Here is a 17,869-nt window from a genome sequence, read left to right on the forward strand (position 1 = left end):
TCCTATGCCAGGGCTTCGGTCGCGAAGGGCTCGCGCACGGTGGTCAGGCGGCGCAGTTTTTCGACCAGTGCGCTGCAGTCGCTGCGATCGTAGCTCCACATTCTCGGATCATGGGCAAGCACGCGCGCCTTCAGTCGGCCGAAGCGGTGCTCCTCCATCGTGCCGAGTGCTGTTTCGAGCGCGTCGGGCGTGGCGTTCGGCAGAAGGACGCCGATATCCTGCTGGCTGAGGAACCGTCCCGTTTCGGTATGGGCCATCGAGATCGGCACCGCCCCGAAACGGCAGCCTTCATAAAGGCGGTTGGGCAGCAGCCATTCCGAGTTCTGGCCCGCTTCGAAGAAATCGATCGCCCAGGAGAAATGGACGTCCTGATAGATCGCCGCCATGTCCTCCGGATTGCGGTATGGCCCACCAAACGACAACCACGGCTCGGCTTCGACGAAGCCGTGGAAATCCGGGAATTCGGACAGAGCCGGGCGGCCGCGCAGCACGACCTCGAAACGTCCCTCCATGCGGCGCGTGAAATCGGCCAGCAGTTCGAGCGAGTGGCGGCAGCGAAGCGCTCCGAACCAGCCGATCCGCCAGGGCGGGGCGACAGGCGCTTCGACCGGCTCGCGCTCACCGGGCAAGATCGCTGCTGCCTCGAAATATTTGTTCTCGACCAACTCGACGGGTGCGGCGATCTGGCGGAAGGGTTTGAAATAATTGGCGATGAAGGCGGGCGAACTGGTCACCAGCAGCTTCACGTCGCGCGCCAGATGCCGCTCGGTGGCGCGCAACGCCTTGCCGAGGACATCATCGCGGAGCACCAGGCGATGGATATCGAGGCATTCATAGACGATCGGCACCGCACGGCCGAAAGCCGACCTGGCGCGGCGGGCAAGCGCCAGCATTTCCAGGTTGCGCGCGATGATGAGATCTGGTTTCGGCACGCCGCCGAGCTTCGAACCTATCGAAACCGCCGCTTTCGCCACCGCTGTCAGGCGTTGGGCGAATCGGCCATCGCGTGTCGCGCCAAGGTCGATCGGCCGCAATCCTTCGATGTCGGCTATCGGGGTCGCGGTGCGGCGGAAGCCCGCCAGGGTGACACGGGCGCCGCCTGTCCTGAGCATTGTGATCCGCCGGCGAACCGCCGGATCGCAAACATCGTGCACCAGGTACAAGACATGCAGCATGAAAACTCAACCGCTGTTTGACCCACCCAAGGGGATGCTAGTACAGCTCTTGCTGCATCGCAACATTTTTGGCACCGCGTAGCAAAATTAGCCATCTCTACCGCGCTGCACAAAACATATGACCCAATTTTTGACAGCGCGGGCGCGGCCACACAATCGCGCCATCGGAGGCGGGGCATGGCCTGACGCGCCCATAAACCGAGGCATTCTGCTGCAAACCCCGCAATGTGACGGTCACATCGGCCCAAATCGCTCCCCAACCCGGTAGCCGAGCTGAAGGTTAAGCAATTGCTAAAATTCGTATTGCACTGCAACACAAAACGGTGTTGAACTCTCGTCAGGAAAGTTGGGCCTTGAGTTTGGCTAGGGATCCGCTCTTGCATTCTGTTGCAGCGCGGCAGCATGCTTTCTGCATCATTGGAATAGCTTGCGAAATCCCCGATGCCGCTGCTTGAAGACGGGTGGTTCAGTATGGGCAAGTCTCTTCGCATCGCCATCTTTGACGATAAGTATCCGACCAGCTTCGTCACGCCGCGAGCATCAAGGCATACGATCCTGCGCCAGCGATTTCTGCCATTGAATCTGGTCTCATCCAAGCTGGAAGGCGTGACGCTGATCGAACCTGCCTTGTCTGTCGACATGGTGCATGCATTCAACCGGATACCGATCAATTCCTCCAAGTACATCATGTCGTTTGAATCTCATTTGCCGCGACAGTTTGCCCTTCGTAAACGCGGGTTGATGGCCAGCTACCTGAGGTCGCGGATTGCCAGCCCAAATTGCCGTCGCATCATCGCACTGTCGCATTTTGCCCACAGAAGTTTTCTGGCCCAGCACAGCGACAATCCGGAAATCGGCCTCCTGACGGAAAAGCTATTGGTCCGCCACCCGAATATCGTGGTGCCCGCGACGGAAGATGCGATGTCCGAAAACAGCGCCGAGGAACTGGTGCTGACATTTGTCGGCGCTCACTTTGGCCGCAAGGGCGGATGCGTTGCAGTCAAGATCGCCGAAAAAGCCATCCAGCAGAAATTGCCCATCCGGGTAAACATTGTCTCAAGTCTCCAGGTTGGCGGCCATATATGGACGGATCCGACAAGTCCGGGATTCTTCGACCCCTATATAAAGCTGCTCGAACTGAGAAACGTCCAGCATCACGGGGTTTTGCCCAACCGATCGGTGCGACAATTGCTGCGCAACTCGCACTTCGGCATCCTCGCCACGTTTGGCGATACTTTCGGCTATTCAGCGCTGGAATCCATGTCCGAGCACACTCCGGTTCTTGGAACGAAGGTCTGCGCCTTGCCGGAATTCCTTGAGGACGGCGTCAACGGGATTGCCCTGCCCGTCAGGCTCAACGACATCGGCGATTGGTGGAGTCCGGGATACGATTCGCGGGGGGAGGCGAAATATGCCGAATATTTCCGTGACGAGGTCGAGCGGCTCGCCAGTTTGGCCATCGAACGATTGAAGCCGTATATAGGGCAACCCGCCTTGATGGAGCCGCTCCGGCGCGATGCCCGCAGGACCGCGGAGACCATGTTCGGGTTAGAATCCGCGGGCGCGTTTCTCGATGCGCTTTACGATCGTGTCGCATTGGAAAGAGCGGGCGAGTCTGTGCAGCTCGATCCTGCCTTCGATGTTGCATCTCCCCAGTCCTTGCAGCTTGAAACCGTTCGACTCGGTTCATCGCAGTTTGAACCTGGCAGGCAAGAATGTAGTGGACAAACCCACCTCCCAACAGCCTCCGCGGCTTGAGCGTCTCTCCAGGAGTTGCAGTTGCTGCCGCGCCGCCGGAATCTCCTGACGCGAAAGGCCTTTTCCGCAGTGCAACATTTTTGACGCAATGCAGCAAACAATCGCCTTATCTTTGGTGTACGGCTCGATCATCAAAGTGGTGTCCATGCACTAGAACGACCTAGGCCGCATCGAATGCCCGGCTTGGCATCGTCGCCGCTGACAAGGTCAAGGCGACCCAATGGAGGCTAACGATGAGTTCCACACGCAGACAATTCCTGACGCTTCTGGCGGCCTCCACGGCCATGCAGTGGGTTGCCGGCCATGCACTGGCTGAAAGCGGCACGGCGGGAAGCGGGAACGTTACCCTCGACAAGGTTCCCGACTGGTCGGGTGTCAGGCTGCAACTTTGGAAATACAGCAATCCCTTCGTGCCATCGCAGTGGAGCGAACCCAAGCTTGGAGGCTACGACTGGAAAGCCGCGAACGTCAAAATCGTCGACGGCTCCCTTCAGCTTACCGTCAGCGAGAAGGCATCCGCGCAGGTGGTGTCCGGCGCCAACACCGCTTCCTCATCGGCGAAATGGGAAGTGGACGTAACGCTTCCCTCCATGAAGCCAGGGCTAATCGCGGCGCCGCTTTGGATTTTCAACGACAAGGCCCATGAGGAAGTCGACTTTGAGATCGTCGGCACCAAGGGGATGCAGCTTACGGTCTGGGCCAACGTCGACAATCGGCACAAGACCGTTTGGATGAAATTGATCCAGTCTGGCGACCTCTCGGGCAAACGATATCGCCTGGCCATGCAATACGAGGCCGGGAAAAGAGTTGTCTTCTTCATCGACGGCAAGGAAGTGGCCGTCGTAACGCCGGCCGACACCCCCGGCGGAGCCTTTCCGAACAAGCCCATGCAGCCGTATTTCGACCTGTGGGTGGCGGCAGGCGCGGCCATGGATCCGCGTTGGGCCGGCAAATGGGAGCCAATGGCCCCTTCGGAAAGACTGGTCATGACACTTCACGGATACAGGCGCAGCGACGTCGGCCAATGAGCTAAACTTCACGGCACCAAGGCTGCTTTGTCGAGCATCAAGGCATATGCGCCGGATATGCTGCATTGCAATATTCTTGGTTCGGCGTTCCACGTTTTCTGTTGCACTGCAAAATTATTGTCGTAGTTTGGGGTCGGCGGCGATTGTGGATTTCGGGTTCCGGAATCCGCGCAAAAATCAGGAATCCTGAATTTGGAAGCCAATCCATTCGATCCGCCAGAAGGCTCTCTGCGCAAATCGGTCGGGCGTGGCGCGGTGGTGACCGCCCTGGCGCAATCGGTGCGAATCGCGACACAGATCATATCCGTCATCGTGCTGTCGCGGCTGCTTTCGCCACAGGATTTCGGCGTCGTGGCGATGTGCGCGCCGGTGCTAGCCTTCATCGCGCTGTTCCAGGATTTCGGCCTGACCCAGGCGACGATCCAGAAATCCGGCATCCGGCATGAGGAGGTGAACTACCTCTTCTGGATCAACGTCGCCGTCAGCGCCGTGCTGGCCTGTGTGCTGGCGGGTGCCGCACCGCTGGTCGCCGCCTTCTACGGCGAGCCGCGCGTGACCGGCCTGGTGGCCGCGTTCGGGCTGCAGATCATGGCCTATGGGTCCGGCGCCCAGCATCTGGCGCTTTTGACGCGCCGCATGCAGTTCGGGCGCCTGGCGATCATCGATGTCGCCAGCGCGGTCGCGGGGCTGGCGGTTTCGATCGCCTGGACCTTCATCGACCGCTCCTATTGGGCGCTTTTTGCCGGCACACTGACCGGCGCCGTGCTGCCGACGCTCTGCTACTGGGCCAGTTCGCGCTGGCGGCCCGGCCTGCCGCGCAAGGTCGCGGGCATCAGCGAGCTGATCAATTTCGGCGCCGGTATCACCGGCTTCAATTTCGCCAATTTCTTTGCCCGCAACCTCGACAATGTGCTGATCGGCAAATACTGGGGCGAGGCCCAGCTCGGCCTTTATGACCGCGCCTACAAGCTGCTTCTGTTCCCGCTCAGCCAAATCACCAATCCCTTGTCGAAAGTCATGGTGCCTGCGCTCTCCAGGCTCAAGGACGAGCCGGACCGCTACCGCAGCGCCTATCTGCGCGTCATGCCGCTGATCCTGCTGGTGGCGCTGCCCGGCGTCGCCTTCGCCACCGCGATGTCGGACGTGCTGATCCCCTACGTGCTCGGCGAGCAGTGGCGTGAAAGCGCCCCGATCTTCCTGGCGCTCGGCTTTGCCGGCCTGCTGCAGCCACTCAACAACCCGGCGGGCTGGCTGTTCGTGAGCCAGGGCCGCTCCGGCGACTTCATGCGCTGGGGCATCGTCACAGCCCTGACCTCGGTGATCGCGTTCGCGCTCGGCCTGCCCTATGGCGCGCTCGGCGTGGCGGTGGCCTATGCGGTCAGCGAGTATCTGCGCACGCCCTTCCTGTGGCTCTATGTCGGCAAGAGCGGACCGCTGCGGGCCAGCCATGTGCTGCGCGGAGCAACGCCATTCGTGCTCGGCGCGCATCTGGCGTTGGCGGCGGTCTGGCTGATCAAGCCGGTCTTGCCGCAGCAGCATGTCATCGCCCTGGCCAGCGGTGCCGTGCTCGCCTACGCCATCACCATCGTCGTCGCGCTGGTGTTCGCACCCGGCCGTGAGGCCTTGCGCGAGGCTCTGAAGATGCTGCCGGCAAGGCCGCCGGCGGCGACACCGCGTGAAGCGCAATAATTTCGGCGCTTTCGACCATTATCCCTTCCATCCGAGCAGCAGGTCCGATCCATGCACTACCGATCGATCTCCGACATGAACGACGCCATCGTCAGCAACCTTCACCGGCTGCCGCGCGATATCGACCTGGTGGTCGGCGTTCCCAGAAGCGGCGTGCTGGCGGCGACGCTGGTCAGCCTCGCGGCCAACATTCCGATGACCGACCTGGATAGCTTCCTGGAAGGCCGGGTCTACACGTCAGGCATCACCAAGCGCCGCGCCGCGCTCGACCGCAAGGTTTCGGACATGCGCAAGGTGCTGGTGATCGATGACAGCGTCTCCGGCGGCAACGCCATGCGCGACGCCCGCGCTCGAATAAAGGCTGCCGGCATTGAGGCCGACTTCACCTTCGCCGCTGTGTTCGGCCTGCGGCCGCAGCATCCCGAAACCGATATCGTCTTCGAGGTCGTGCCGCATCCACGCATGTTCCAGTGGAATTTCATGCACCACAAGTTCCTGGCGCAATGCTGCGTCGACATAGACGGCGTTCTGTGCCTCGATCCGACCGAGGCGGAGAACGACGACGGGCCGGCCTACGAGAAATTCCTCAGCGAAGCGCGGCCGCTTCATGCGCCGACCCACAGGATCGGCTGGCTGGTCACCAGCCGGCTCGAGAAATACCGCACGCTGACCGAGGCGTGGCTGGCCAAGCACGGGATCCAGTATGACCACCTGGTCATGCTTGACCTGCCGAGCAAGGCGGAGCGCCAGCGGCTTGGCGCGCATGGCAGTTTCAAGGCTGATTTCTACCGCAAATCCGATGCCATCCTGTTCATCGAAAGCGAGCACGCGCAGGCGCTGAGGATCACCGAGCTGTCGGGCAAGCCGGTGCTGTGCGTCGAGACCCACATGGTCAGCTTTCCCGAGGCGCTATCCTTGCCGGCGCTTGGCCAGGCGGCGCGAAACCTGCCGGCCAGACTGCGGCAGATCAACTCGCAGGAAGGCCGCAAGAGCGTCGTCAAATCCCTGGCTCGCGCCCTGCTTGGCGCCCGTGGCTACGAAACGCTCAGAAGCCGGGGCAAGCGCCCGGCCTGAATTGTGCCCTACGCGGCCTGACGGGCGCGCTGCTGCACCGCCCTGTCCAGTATCGAGAAAAAGGTGACGAACTGACGATCCGGATCAAGCTCCGGGCGCGCCGCGAAGCCGCGCGCGAGGCCCGAGACCCGATCATACTCCTTGTTATCGTTCCACAGCAGCCTGACGGCAGCCACCCAGTCGGCGAGCGGAGCATCGTGGTCCAGCACCGCGCCGCCGGGACCGATCGCTTCAGGCAGGCCGCCGCGCCGCGAACCGATGACCGGGATGCCGCTGCAATGGGCCTCGGACGCCACGCGCCCCCAGGCCTCCTCCCATTTGCTGGGCGCAAGCAGGATCCTGGTGCGGCCATAGACCGTCTTCATGTCGCTGGTGCGGTTCTCCAGCGTGACGTTACCAAGGGGCGCGATCGTTTCCTCGATGCGCGCGCGATGGTCGTCATCCAGCTTCCAGCTCTCGACGAACAGGAACGGGATTTCGGGGCACGCGCCAGCGATACGCACCGCAAGCTCGAAGCCCTTTTCCTCATAGGGATTGATCAGGGTCACGAACTGGCCCGTCGTCGGCGTGCTGTAATGCGTCGGGTTGATGGTCGGCGGGATCACCGTCGCCTCGATGCCGAACTCACGCTTGTAGGTACGCGCGGTGAAATCGGAATTGGCGATATAGAGCGCCGAGTGCAACTCGCGCAGATCGCCACCCAGCTCGTGAAACTCGACATTTCTGAGATAGACGACCAGCGGCACGCCCTCGGCCTGCAGCGCCTTGCCTAGCGGAACCGATTTGTGGCACTGGACCACCGCCACATCCGGCTTCACCCGGTTGACGGCAAAGCCCGCGGCCTCCCAGGGAAACCACGCCCTTATCACCGGATAGCCGGGGAAGCTGTCGACGACCGCCGGCTGACGCAACAGCTTCATCTTGGCGCGTGCCTTGAAACCGAAGACACCGTCTCCGAACAGGGCAGCGAGCACCGCCGCCTCGTGTCCGTGTTCGATCAATTGTTCGACCAGGTGATGGGTGCTCGACTGGACACCGCCGCTGAATTCGGGCGGATACCCGTTACCACCTGCAAAAAGAACTTTCATGATCCTGGCTCCTCGTCTTTTCGCGTTCATGCATGCGGCCAACGAAGAGCCGCGTCGAAGCCGCCTCAGGCGTACCGTGGCGGATCAAGCGTCGCGAATGGATCGGTACATGAGTGCCATCCGGTGAACCGGATCGGATCATCGGGCGAACTGCGCCGGTCACGTTGCGCGCGCTCGTCGCGGCTTCCGTTCCGGGCCTGTCCGTAACGGGCCTCACGCCGCCATTCTGCCGATCGAGTGGTATTCGATGCCGTGGCGCGCGACGACCTTGGGGTCGTAAAGGTTGCGGCCGTCGAAGATCACCGGCGTGGTCAGCGCATCCTTCAGCGCGTCGAAAGACGGCGCGCGGAAGCTTTTCCATTCAGTGGCGATGAGAAGCGCATCGGCGCCGCGCAGGGCGGCTTCCTTGGTGCCGCACAGCATCAGGTCGTCGCGCAGCCCGTAGATGGCCTGGCATTCCTGCATCGCCTCGGGATCATAGGCCTGCACGGTCGCGCCGGCGTTCCAGAGCGCTTCCATCAGGACGCGCGCCGGTGCCTCGCGCATGTCGTCGGTGTTGGGCTTGAAGGCCAGGCCCCACAGCGCAAAGGTCTTGCCCTCGAGGTTGCCCTTGAAATAGCGATTCACCTTGTCGAACAGCACGGATTTCTGGTCGTTGTTGCGCTCCTCGACGGCACGCAACAGCTTGGCGTCGAACTTGACGCCCTCGGCGGTCTTGATCAGGGCGCGTACGTCCTTGGGGAAACACGAGCCGCCATAGCCGAGCCCCGGGTAGATGAAGTGGTAGCCGATGCGCGGATCGCTGCCGATGCCCTTGCGCACCTCCTCGATATCGGCGCCCAGCTGCTCGGCCAAATTGGCCATCTCGTTCATGAAGCTGATCTTGGTCGCCAGCATGCAATTGGCGGCGTATTTCGTGAATTCGGCGCTGCGCACATCCATCACGATCATCTTCTCGTGGTTGCGGTTGAACGGCGCGTAGAGCTCGCGCATCACCGCCTCGGTGTCCTCACTGGACGTGCCGACGATGATGCGGTCCGGCTTCATGCAGTCGGCGACGGCGGAACCTTCCTTGAGGAATTCGGGGTTGGAGGCGACGTCGAAGGTCAAATCCTCGCGCCCTCGCTTCTTCAGCGTCTCGGCGATCCTCGCCTTTACCTTTTCGCAGGTGCCGACCGGCACGGTCGACTTGCCGACGACGATCTTGGCGGTATCCATCTCGCGGCCGATGGTCTCGGCGACCGCCAGCACATATTTGAGATCGGCCGAACCATCCTCGCCGGGCGGCGTGCCGACGGCGATCATCTGGATTTCACCATGCTTGACGGCGGCGGCGGCATCGGTGGTGAATTTGATACGGCCGGCGGCGTGATTTTCCCTGACGATGCTTTCGAGGCCGGGCTCGAAGATCGGGACCAGGCCCTGGTTCAGCCGCTCGACCTTGTTCGCGTCGACATCGACGCAAACCACCTGGTGGCCGACCTCGGCAAGCACCGCCGCCTGCACGAGGCCGACATAGCCAATTCCAAACACCGTCAAGTTCATTCGGTTTCGTTCCTTCCCAAGGCCGCGAACCGTTTACGGTCCGGCCGGTTCAATTCGTCTTTCCCAATTCCTTTACGCTACATACCAGCGATTCCGGAAACTGGCATGGCTCGCCGAGCGCTGTGAAGGCAACGCGCTCGACCTGCAGCGAAACCTTGCGGCCCGGATCCGCGAACGTCCCCATCCAGCCCTTCATGGTATCGCTGCCCCAAAGGCTGAAGAAGATCTTCTGGGCGTGGGCGGGCAGCTTCGCCGGATCGGTGATGGTGTTCACCAGCTTGCCATTGAGATACCAGCGCAAACTGTCCTTCTGCCAGACGAAGGCGTAGTCGTTGAACCCGCCGTCGGTGCCGCCCGGCACGTCGACCAGCTTCTCGTTCTTGCCCTTGCCGGCGATGTAGGCGTTGACCTGCACCTTGGAGGTGTCCTTGGTCAGGATCTCGAAGTCGATCTCGTCCCAGGGCTGCTTGTCGGACGGGCCGATATAGGAAAAGAAGGCGGCGTTGAGACCGGGGCCCGTGTCGGTCTTCATCCGCGCCTCATAGGTGCCATAGCCGTAGCGCTGCTTGGTCTGGACCTCGCCGCAGACGAACTCACGATCCTTCGTCTTCTGCTTCTCGAAGCCCAGCGACAACACACCGTCCGACAGTTTGACCTGCCCTTTCGACCAGGTGCAATTCTGGTGGCTGCCATTTGTCCAGCCGTCGGAAACATACCAGCGCTCGCGGTTGAAACTGGTGAAATCGTCGACGAAGGACGGGGACGTCTCGATATTCTGCGCATGGGCAGGAACTGCCAGCGGGCTGCCCAGGACAACCAACAGCAACGCACAGAGCGAACCCAATCGACCCGGGCTGTCTTGCCTGTTCCGGCGCGCGAACGGCATTGCGTGAATTGCTGTCGTGGACGTGGTTTTCGGATCAGAATTCATACCAAACTCACCTTTGTGCTGTGCGTCCCCAACCCAAAGTCGACGTTTGAAGTGCCTCCAAACGGGCCAACCTTGACCTTCCTCGTTTGACCCTCCTTGAACTTCCTTTCCACCTCGCATCAAATTCGTCGTGGCAGTCTCGCACCTTCGCTTTCACTTTCGGCCGGCGCCCGCGGGCCTGGCAAAATCGACCTCGACGGCCGAATCGGACGCCTCATCCTTGTCGAAGACCATATCCAGCGAATGACGGAGTTCCTGCATCATGCCGTTCTGGCGCGACAGCGCCGCGATGCGGCGCTCGCAATTCAGGATCGACTTTGTCAGTGCGCTGACTTCGGACGACCGGCGATCGGAGGCGGAGCCATTTTCCATGGCTTCGACGAGGAAGGCCGCGTTGGTCGCCGTCTTGCGGTAGCGGCTCTCCAGGCCGGTTTTCTCGGCCTCGATCTCGGCGGCGATCTGCTCGAACAGCTTCGCCAGTCGGTCGAGGCGCGCGATGTCGGCCTGCCGGTCCCGGGCAGGATCCCTTGATCTGAAGCCGAATATCGAGGCCATGAGCTTAAATTCCTGTCATCGCCGGCGCGCGTGCCGGATTACTGGCCGACCCCGCAACGGGGTTCAAATGTCGCATCGTCCTCCTCCTGCGACGGGGAGAGGGAGTTCAGACCAATCCGATCGGAGGCCAGTTCGGCTGGTCGTTTTATTTGCTGCACCGCAACATAGACTGCCATCCCCGGGGCCGTGAGGCAACCACCCAATTCGTAAACTCATAAATCCGATGGAAATGCTTTGCGCGATGAGCCTGGCGGCGGGCAAACGTTCCCGGCGTCTTACCGCTCCTTGCCCGTGCTGGTTCCCGCCATCAGGAAACGCAGCGGCGGCACATGCTTATGCCTGGACATAAGGCCAACGCGACGAAACAGCGCCTCGAGCTTGTCGGACGCCACACCCTGGACGATGGGAACGAGGTTGGATTGACTTGCGAAAGCATAGGCCGCGGCCGAAGCCAGCCCGCGCTCGGCCTTCACGTCGAGGAAATTGCGCAGCCGGTATTTGTCGCGCACGTGCCGCTCATGCCGCCGCAGCACCGCCTTGGACCCTTCCGGCAGGCTGTCGATCGCCAGCAGCGCCAGATCGGCATCGGCCAGCCGCTTCAGGTCCTGCGTCTTGTGACGGCCGCTGAGCGAATCGGCGCGCACGATGGCGCCGTAACCGCAGGAACGGATGACCTTGAACCGGGCTCCGTGGGCGACCGCGCGCGCGTAAAGCTCATAATCTTCGCCCAGGCGCAGGCTCTCGTCGTAGCGCAACCCGTGCCGGTCGAGGAAGGCGCGGCTGATCACTGGTTTCAAGAAACCAAGCTCGCCTCTTTGTACGCGGCGCCTGGATATGTTGCCTTCGACGAAGCGCTCGAAGTCGAGGAATTCCGGATCGGCGGCAAAATCCGGGGCGACGATCTTGGTCGCGTCGCGCGTCGCGTCATCCCTGATGAGCATGATGTTGTCCGCCGCGAAATCCCAATCGGCGCCGGCAAACAGGTTGCGGAATCGTCCCTCGAGAAAGAAGTCGTCGGCGTCCAGAATGCTGATGAACGGCGCTTCCGAGCCGGCGATCGCGGCGTTGCGGGCGAAGGAAGGACCGCGATTGATGTCGAGGCGCGTCACCGCAAGCCGGCCGCTTCCATCGTCGGCGGAGCGGGCGACTTCAGCCGTATTGTCGGTGGAGCCGTCGTCGACGACGACGACCTCCACCACTTCCGGCTCGCGCAACGCGGATGCGATGGCGACCCCGATCGTGCGTGCCGCGTTTTTGGCCGCGATGATCACGCAAACCTGGGATTTCGTCATCGACATTGGTTCTGCCTCTTGCACAGGTTCCGATGCCCTCGCCCTGTACGTGTTCAATGTTCGACGCCACCGCCATCGCTGGTCGGCCGTTCGAAGATGCGGCGGCTTATGTCCGCCGACGCTGCCCAGCCGGCCTCGGCGAGGTAGCGGACTGGGGCCCTGCCACACAATTCCCACAACACAGTTCGCCGCTGCGGCCACCGCAACGATGACAGCCATGGCGCGATGACCATGTTGAGCAGATCCTCATTGCCGATGCGCGACAGGATCCGCGTGGCCCGCTCCGACAAAAGCGTGCCGGCACCGCCGAGCAGCACGTCGGCGGCGCGCAGGCCAAGCAGCAGCGTATCGTCTAGCCCCTGGCTCGTCGCGGCATCGAGCACACGGCGCTGATCGGCCTCGTCGAGTCGGCTGGCGCCGGCCCTGATATCGCAAACGTGGCCGGCGCAGGGTTCGCGATTGAACAGCGCCTTGGCCACGCTGATGCAAGACAGCACCAGGGTGTCGGCGGCCGACGTGAACGGCACTTCGGTGCCGGCGATCTCGACCAGTTGTTTGCGCCGCAAGAACCCGTCAGAATCACGCGGACTGGGCGAACCGGGCTGCTGGAGGCGATAGTGAAGGTCGACGGTCGACGATTTCGGCCCATTGCCGCGATTCATGTGCTGTTCGCCGAGGAAGCGTACCCACCAGACGGAGCGCGATTTGCCTGACACTTCGTAGCCGATCGAGCGCAGCGCATCGCGCGCCTTCGAGAAGCCGGCAGGGGAGACCAGGATGTCGACATCGCCCGAAGGCTTCATGAAATGGTCGCCGTAAAGCAGGTGCTGCTGGAATGGGCCCTTCAGAAAGACGAAGTCGATCTGCCTGTCCCGCAGCGCCTCATGGATCGCCAGCGAATCCATCAGGCAGGCGGCATTCATCGAAACCGTCCGCCTGCGATAGGTATCGAGCCATTCGAAAAGCTCGGCCGGCCTTTCGCCCGCCGGCGCACGCGACAGGACCTTCAGGACGAAGGTCGCGACCTTGTTCAGCCTGGCAATGTCGGCGAGCACGACATCGGAAAGGCCGGGCGTCGACACCTCGCCGGCCGAGGCGGCCGGGCCCGCGAAATACAAGCGCAGGCAGGCCTGCACGTAGGCAATCTCGTCGGCGCAATCCGCGGCGCGCAGTCGTTCATAGGAACTTTCCGGCAGGGCCATTGAGCGCACAGTCTCCAAAAAAGCGATTGCGCCACGCGTATGCTGCAAGTGCGAAGCAAAGCATCCTCAAAAACCTCGGCGCCGTAAAGTCCTTCCTTTCGCAGCGCGGAATTTTGCAACCAGAGCGTTTGCCCGCTTTCCCGAACGTGGCGAAGTACAGGCTGAAATTCCGATCCCATCGAGGCAACCTCGGCCCGCCATCAACCACGGATGGACCAACAAAAATCCGTCTTTTTAGTGACGTCTAAAAAGCCGTTGAACGTCAAAGTTTTATATACGCAAAATCAGGCACTTAAAGAATCGAAGGCCACAGCGCCCGCTTGCTTTCGGCTTCAAGCCAAAAGAGACCAAATTTTGAGCATCTCTCACACGCATGGTGACGCCCGCAACCCATAATTGATTAACGCCTGGTAAATCAGTCTTGACTCATGAATGTTGCTGTGCAGCAATTGCATTGCAGCATGCAAGTGCTGACGGCGTTCGACAAGCCGTTTCCAGTCCTCATTGGAGAGTAAAATGGAACAGAATGTTGAAAAGCATGAGTACGAAACGCCAAGCTTGACGGTGCACGGTTCGATCGAGACGATCACCCAGGGCGGCGGCGGCAACACGGCGACCGACGTGTCGTTTCCGGCGCACACCCCGATCGGCGACCTGACGTTCTCCTAAGATCAGCGTGACCCTGGAGGAATGACGTTGGGCCCCCAGGATTCAAGAACATAAATGGAGCCGGGGATGAAAATCCCCGACTTTCCCGCACTGAACTGCCGACGCGTATCGTAGAGCGTGTGTTTCAAACGAGGTTTTAGGATGAACTGGAACCCATCTGACCACGATTGCGTAAGGGCCACTGGGGATGCCGTGGCTTGCGAATTCGGCGATGGCCTCGCGCTGCTGAATCTGAAATCCAATATCTATTACAGTCTCAACGGCGTCGGCGCTTTCATCTGGGAGCTGATTCAGGAGCCGAAGTCGATCGCCGATATCCGCGGCGCGGTGCTGGCGCGCTACAATGTCGATGCCGAACGCTGCAACGCCGACATCGACGCATTGCTGAAGGACCTGGCCGAAAACGGCCTTGCGAGGCTGCAGGATGAGGCATTCGTCTAGGCAGGTTCCGCAAAACGCCATGGCTCCGCGGCGAAGACCTGCAACGGAAAAAAGCGCCAGGCCGGCGAACCGTCGCCCCGGCGGGCGGAGGGTGGCCAGGGTCCTCACCTTGAGCGGTTCGGAAGCGCTTTTCCTCTGCCGCTGCCTGATGGTGGTCGCGGCCGTCCGGCTGGGGCTGACGTTGTTCTCGTACAACCGTGTTCGCGGCATGGTGACCCGGCTCAACGCGCGCCAATGTGCCAGCATGGGCGAGTTGCGGCTCGTCGCCTGGGGCGTTGCGGCCGCCGCGCGGTTCGTGCCGCGCGCAACGTGTCTTACCCAGGCGCTTTCGGGCCAATACATTCTCGCGCGCCAGGGCAATGCCTCCAATATCCGCATAGGTATCGAACATGGCACGGGCGAGCAGTTGAAGGCGCATGCCTGGCTGATCAGCGACAACCATGTCGTGCTCGGCGGCTCCGTCGATGGTTTCGCCCATCTGGTCGATCACGGCAGCCGATGAGCGGCGTGGCCGGAATCCTGCTGCGACAGGAACCCGCGCCGACGGACGCGGCGACCGACATCCAGCAGATGCTGGCACACATGCGCCATCGCGGCCCCGACGGAAATTCGTGGTGGCTGGACACCGGCATAGCGCTTGGCCACGCCTGGCTAAACACCACGGACGAATCCGGCCCAGGCCCGCTGACCCTGGCCGGCGGCAAGCTCGCCATCACCGCGGATTGCCGGCTGGACAATCGCGACGAGCTGATGGCGAGACTCGGCGTCAGGGACAGGTCGGTCGCCGACGCAGGGTTGCTGATGCAGGCCTACCTTCGCTGGGGCGATGCCTGCCCGGTGCATCTGCAAGGCGATTTCGCCTTCGCGGTCTGGGATGCCGAGCGGCAGCTGTTGTTTTGTGCGCGCGACCATTTCGGGGTCAAGCCATTCTACTATCACGCAACCGAACGCCGCTTTGTCTTCGCTTCCGAGATTGGGCCGATACTTGGCCTGGACGGTGTCGATGCGCGCATCAGCGAGCACCGGATTTCGGGCTTCCTGGCCGGGCTTCCCGATGACCCGCAATCAACGCCCTACAGCGACATCTTCAGCCTGCCGGCGCGTCATAGCCTCACCGTCACCGCGCAGCAAGTGGCGCTGCGCCGGTACTGGCAGATCGAGCCATCGCCGCGCGCGCCGCGGCCGGACGCCGCGGAGGAGTTCGCCCATCTGTTCTCGCAATCGGTGCGCAACCGCATGCGCGGAAGTCAGTCGGTCGGCGCGATGCTGAGCGGTGGCCTCGATTCCTCCTCGATCGCCTGCGTGGCAGGCCTGCAGAGCGCCGCCGAGCGGAAACCGAAGCTGCCGACCTTCTCGCTGATTTTCGAGAAGGGCTCGTCGATGGACGAGCGCCCTTTCATCGATGCCGTGCTGGACCAGCAGAAGGCCGACCCGACGCTGATCCCTGTCGGCGATTATGCACCCTTCGCTGAATTCGAACGGGTGCTGGAAGAGCAGGAAGGCCCCTTCCTGGCGCCGGGCCTGACGCTGACCCGCGGCATCTACCGGACGGCGGGCGCCAAGGGCATCAAGGTGCTGCTCGACGGGCACGGCGGCGACGAGGTGGTTTCACAGGGACATGGCCATCTGCACGAGCTTGCCAATGCCGGCCGATGGCTGGACCTTTGGCGCGAGGTCCGCAGCGCCTCGAACACCTATGGCGACAGTACGCTCGGCCTGTACTTCCAGTTCCTGACCATCTACGGGCCGGCCTGGCGCATCGCCAGGCTGAGACATCTGGCGAACCGCGCCCTGAACAGGATACGCAGACCCGCCCGGACGCCGCGCGGCCGAAGCTGGCGCGACCTGATCAACCCGGACCTGGCCAGACGAACCGAGCTTGTCGACCGCTTTCACCGGGCCGGCTACATGCCACCCGGTGTCCAGGCCAGCGACGCGCTCAGCCATCGCTGGATCCTGTTAAATGGCTATGTCCCGCATTCTTTCGAGATTCTCGACAAGGCCGCGGCCAATTTCGGCATCGAGCCGCGCTACCCGTTCTGGGACAAGCCGCTGGTCGAATTCTGCCTGGCGCTGCCGGGCGAGGAGAAGCTCAGCCACGGCTTTGGCCGCTATGTGCTGCGCCGGGCCATGGAAGGCATCCTGCCGACGGCAGTCCAGTGGCGGCGCGACAAGATCGATTTCACCGCCAATCTGGTCAACGGCATGGTGCGCAACCACCGCGACCTCCTGGAGCAGCTGCTGGTCTCGGATACCGGCCGCATCGCGCCCTATGTCAACCTGCCGCAGGTGAAGGCCGCCTGTGGGCGGCTGCTCAGCCAGCCTGATCGGGCGGCACCGCTGGACGTCCAGTATGTCTGGCGCTCTGCCTCCCTGTCGCTCTGGCTGCGGCAGGTGCAGCCCGGCGGGAGCACCGCATGATGCCCCGTAACCAGCCGCTTGCCGCATACCCCGATCATCCGCCCGCGCATGCCGGGATGGTCAGAGAGCGGCGTTACTACCGGGCCTATGGCCTGACCGTTGCGTCCGACGTTGCTTTGCCCGAGCTGGAGCCGGCGGGGCCAGCGGTGGCGGATATCCTGATCGCCATCGGCACGATCGATATGCCGAGGCCTTCACCCGAAGCCGCGACGATCTTCCGCTTCGAGCCGGAGCGGCAATACCTGGCCTGGCATGCCGTCGGCGCCTTCCTGATCAGCGACGGCTGCCGCATTGACGTCGAGCCGGCGCCCGGTGCCGACGACGCGCTGCTCGCGTTTCCGCTGCTCGGACCGGTGATGGCGCTGTTGCTGCACCGGCGCGGACTGCTCGTGCTGCACGCCAGCGCCATTGCGGTGGCCGGCAAGGGCGCGGTCTTCATGGGCGACAAGGGCGCCGGCAAGTCGACGACGGCAAGCGCGCTGATCCGGGCTGGTCACCAACTGCTCACCGACGACGTCGTAGCGCTCGATCTCGCCAACCCGGACGCGCCGATGATCGTGCCGGGATTTCCGCAGATCAAGCTTGCCGCCGACGCCGCGGCCGCGATTTCGCTTGGGCAAGCGGAGGTGCGGCCGCAAGTGCATCCGGCAATCGACAAAGCGCAGCATCGCCTGCACGGCGCCTTTTCCGGTGACACGGTGCCGGTGGCCAGGATCTATGTTCTGGAGCGCGGCCAAACGGCCGAGATCACGCCCTTGCCCGGCGTTGCCGCCTTGCCGGCCATCATAAAATTCTCCTACGTGACGCGGTTTGGCCGAGCGGCCCTGTCCGGCGATTTGGCGGCGACGCATCTTCGCCAATGTTCAGGGATCGCTAACCATGTCGGCGTGTGGCGGCTGGAAGTTCCGGCAGGCCTCGACAGGATCGGCGAGGCTGTCGAGTTGATCGGGATCAACCTGGCGGCTGGAGATCGGGCCGCGGACGGTCGGCGGCGGTGAGCG

The 17,869-nt window shown here is 62.5% G+C and carries 16 protein-coding genes; 9 read left to right on the forward strand and 7 right to left on the reverse strand.

Annotation, left to right across the window (positions count from 1 at the left end; all coding sequences use genetic code 11):
- Window positions 1-2 precede the first annotated feature (2 nt).
- Window positions 3-1,175, reverse strand: a complete 1,173-nt coding sequence (locus FJ930_RS08110; RefSeq protein ID WP_141836652.1) for a glycosyltransferase family 4 protein — start codon at window positions 1,173-1,175, stop codon at window positions 3-5.
- A 441-nt stretch (window positions 1,176-1,616) separates the two neighbouring features.
- Here FJ930_RS08110 and FJ930_RS08115 point away from each other — a divergent pair, with 441 nt between their 5' ends.
- The 4 genes from FJ930_RS08115 to FJ930_RS08130 all read left to right on the forward strand — a co-directional run bounded on the left by FJ930_RS08115 (window position 1,617) and on the right by FJ930_RS08130 (window position 6,724).
- Window positions 1,617-2,933, forward strand: coding sequence for a glycosyltransferase family 4 protein (locus FJ930_RS08115; RefSeq protein WP_141836654.1), 1,317 nt, complete (start codon window positions 1,617-1,619; stop codon window positions 2,931-2,933).
- A 233-nt stretch (window positions 2,934-3,166) separates the two neighbouring features.
- Complete coding sequence (locus tag FJ930_RS08120; RefSeq protein ID WP_141836656.1) at window positions 3,167-3,961, forward strand: family 16 glycosylhydrolase; 795 nt, start codon at window positions 3,167-3,169, stop codon at window positions 3,959-3,961.
- 192 nt (window positions 3,962-4,153) lie between these two features.
- Window positions 4,154-5,650 (forward strand): lipopolysaccharide biosynthesis protein, encoded by a 1,497-nt coding sequence (locus FJ930_RS08125; protein ID WP_141836658.1) that lies wholly within the window; start codon window positions 4,154-4,156, stop codon window positions 5,648-5,650.
- A gap of 51 nt (window positions 5,651-5,701) precedes the next feature.
- On the forward strand, window positions 5,702-6,724 hold the full coding sequence (locus tag FJ930_RS08130; RefSeq protein ID WP_141836660.1) for a phosphoribosyltransferase family protein: 1,023 nt from the start codon (window positions 5,702-5,704) through the stop codon (window positions 6,722-6,724).
- A gap of 8 nt (window positions 6,725-6,732) precedes the next feature.
- Here FJ930_RS08130 and FJ930_RS08135 read toward each other — a convergent pair whose 3' ends face one another.
- The 6 genes from FJ930_RS08135 to FJ930_RS08160 form a co-directional block, all read right to left on the reverse strand.
- Window positions 6,733-7,812: a glycosyltransferase gene (locus FJ930_RS08135; RefSeq protein WP_141836662.1), complete on the reverse strand. Its 1,080-nt coding sequence runs from the start codon at window positions 7,810-7,812 to the stop codon at window positions 6,733-6,735.
- A 213-nt stretch (window positions 7,813-8,025) separates the two neighbouring features.
- Window positions 8,026-9,357, reverse strand: a complete 1,332-nt coding sequence (locus tag FJ930_RS08140; RefSeq protein ID WP_140745189.1) for a UDP-glucose/GDP-mannose dehydrogenase family protein — start codon at window positions 9,355-9,357, stop codon at window positions 8,026-8,028.
- 49 nt (window positions 9,358-9,406) lie between these two features.
- Window positions 9,407-10,288, reverse strand: a complete 882-nt coding sequence (locus FJ930_RS08145) for a glycoside hydrolase family 16 protein (RefSeq protein ID WP_141836664.1) — start codon at window positions 10,286-10,288, stop codon at window positions 9,407-9,409.
- 153 nt (window positions 10,289-10,441) lie between these two features.
- On the reverse strand, window positions 10,442-10,843 hold the full coding sequence (locus FJ930_RS08150; protein ID WP_140606813.1) for a hypothetical protein: 402 nt from the start codon (window positions 10,841-10,843) through the stop codon (window positions 10,442-10,444).
- Window positions 10,844-11,118: 275 nt separating this feature from the next.
- A complete protein-coding gene (locus FJ930_RS08155; RefSeq protein ID WP_141836666.1) occupies window positions 11,119-12,141 on the reverse strand; it encodes a glycosyltransferase family 2 protein in 1,023 nt (340 codons plus the stop codon).
- A gap of 47 nt (window positions 12,142-12,188) precedes the next feature.
- A complete protein-coding gene (locus FJ930_RS08160) occupies window positions 12,189-13,337 on the reverse strand; it encodes a nucleotidyltransferase family protein (protein WP_141836668.1) in 1,149 nt (382 codons plus the stop codon).
- A 516-nt stretch (window positions 13,338-13,853) separates the two neighbouring features.
- Here FJ930_RS08160 and FJ930_RS08165 point away from each other — a divergent pair.
- The 5 genes from FJ930_RS08165 to FJ930_RS08185 all read left to right on the forward strand — a co-directional run bounded on the left by FJ930_RS08165 (window position 13,854) and on the right by FJ930_RS08185 (window position 17,866).
- Complete coding sequence (locus FJ930_RS08165; protein ID WP_140745183.1) at window positions 13,854-14,006, forward strand: lasso peptide; 153 nt, start codon at window positions 13,854-13,856, stop codon at window positions 14,004-14,006.
- A 141-nt stretch (window positions 14,007-14,147) separates the two neighbouring features.
- A complete protein-coding gene (locus tag FJ930_RS08170) occupies window positions 14,148-14,447 on the forward strand; it encodes a PqqD family protein (RefSeq protein WP_140745182.1) in 300 nt (99 codons plus the stop codon).
- Between the two features lie 109 nt (window positions 14,448-14,556).
- Window positions 14,557-14,949 carry a lasso peptide biosynthesis B2 protein gene (locus FJ930_RS08175; RefSeq protein WP_246676835.1) on the forward strand — a complete coding sequence of 131 codons (393 nt, stop codon included), beginning with the start codon at window positions 14,557-14,559 and terminating at the stop codon, window positions 14,947-14,949.
- A complete protein-coding gene (locus FJ930_RS08180) occupies window positions 14,946-16,868 on the forward strand; it encodes a lasso peptide isopeptide bond-forming cyclase (RefSeq protein WP_141836670.1) in 1,923 nt (640 codons plus the stop codon). The genes FJ930_RS08175 and FJ930_RS08180 overlap by 4 nt, the downstream gene beginning before the upstream one ends.
- A complete protein-coding gene (locus FJ930_RS08185; protein ID WP_140745176.1) occupies window positions 16,865-17,866 on the forward strand; it encodes a serine kinase in 1,002 nt (333 codons plus the stop codon). Before FJ930_RS08180 ends, FJ930_RS08185 begins: the two co-directional genes overlap by 4 nt.
- Window positions 17,867-17,869 lie beyond the last annotated feature (3 nt).

Source organism: Mesorhizobium sp. B2-4-15, assembly GCF_006658505.1.
Lineage (GTDB): Bacteria > Pseudomonadota > Alphaproteobacteria > Rhizobiales > Rhizobiaceae > Mesorhizobium.

Bases quoted from the DNA above. Each gene is read 5' to 3' on its own strand.
- FJ930_RS08185 (WP_140745176.1), top strand. From the start codon at position 16,865: ATGATGCCCCGTAACCAGCCGCTTGCCGCATACCCCGATCATCCGCCC.
- FJ930_RS08150 (WP_140606813.1), bottom strand. From the start codon at position 10,843: ATGGCCTCGATATTCGGCTTCAGATCAAGGGATCCTGCCCGGGACCGG.
- FJ930_RS08115 (WP_141836654.1), top strand. From the start codon at position 1,617: ATGCCGCTGCTTGAAGACGGGTGGTTCAGTATGGGCAAGTCTCTTCGC.
- FJ930_RS08110 (WP_141836652.1), bottom strand. From the start codon at position 1,175: ATGCTGCATGTCTTGTACCTGGTGCACGATGTTTGCGATCCGGCGGTT.
- FJ930_RS08135 (WP_141836662.1), bottom strand. From the start codon at position 7,812: ATGAAAGTTCTTTTTGCAGGTGGTAACGGGTATCCGCCCGAATTCAGC.
- FJ930_RS08160 (WP_141836668.1), bottom strand. From the start codon at position 13,337: ATGGCCCTGCCGGAAAGTTCCTATGAACGACTGCGCGCCGCGGATTGC.
- FJ930_RS08155 (WP_141836666.1), bottom strand. From the start codon at position 12,141: ATGTCGATGACGAAATCCCAGGTTTGCGTGATCATCGCGGCCAAAAAC.
- FJ930_RS08180 (WP_141836670.1), top strand. From the start codon at position 14,946: ATGAGCGGCGTGGCCGGAATCCTGCTGCGACAGGAACCCGCGCCGACG.
- FJ930_RS08140 (WP_140745189.1), bottom strand. From the start codon at position 9,357: ATGAACTTGACGGTGTTTGGAATTGGCTATGTCGGCCTCGTGCAGGCG.
- FJ930_RS08170 (WP_140745182.1), top strand. From the start codon at position 14,148: ATGAACTGGAACCCATCTGACCACGATTGCGTAAGGGCCACTGGGGAT.
- FJ930_RS08120 (WP_141836656.1), top strand. From the start codon at position 3,167: ATGAGTTCCACACGCAGACAATTCCTGACGCTTCTGGCGGCCTCCACG.
- FJ930_RS08145 (WP_141836664.1), bottom strand. From the start codon at position 10,288: ATGAATTCTGATCCGAAAACCACGTCCACGACAGCAATTCACGCAATG.
- FJ930_RS08130 (WP_141836660.1), top strand. From the start codon at position 5,702: ATGCACTACCGATCGATCTCCGACATGAACGACGCCATCGTCAGCAAC.
- FJ930_RS08165 (WP_140745183.1), top strand. From the start codon at position 13,854: ATGGAACAGAATGTTGAAAAGCATGAGTACGAAACGCCAAGCTTGACG.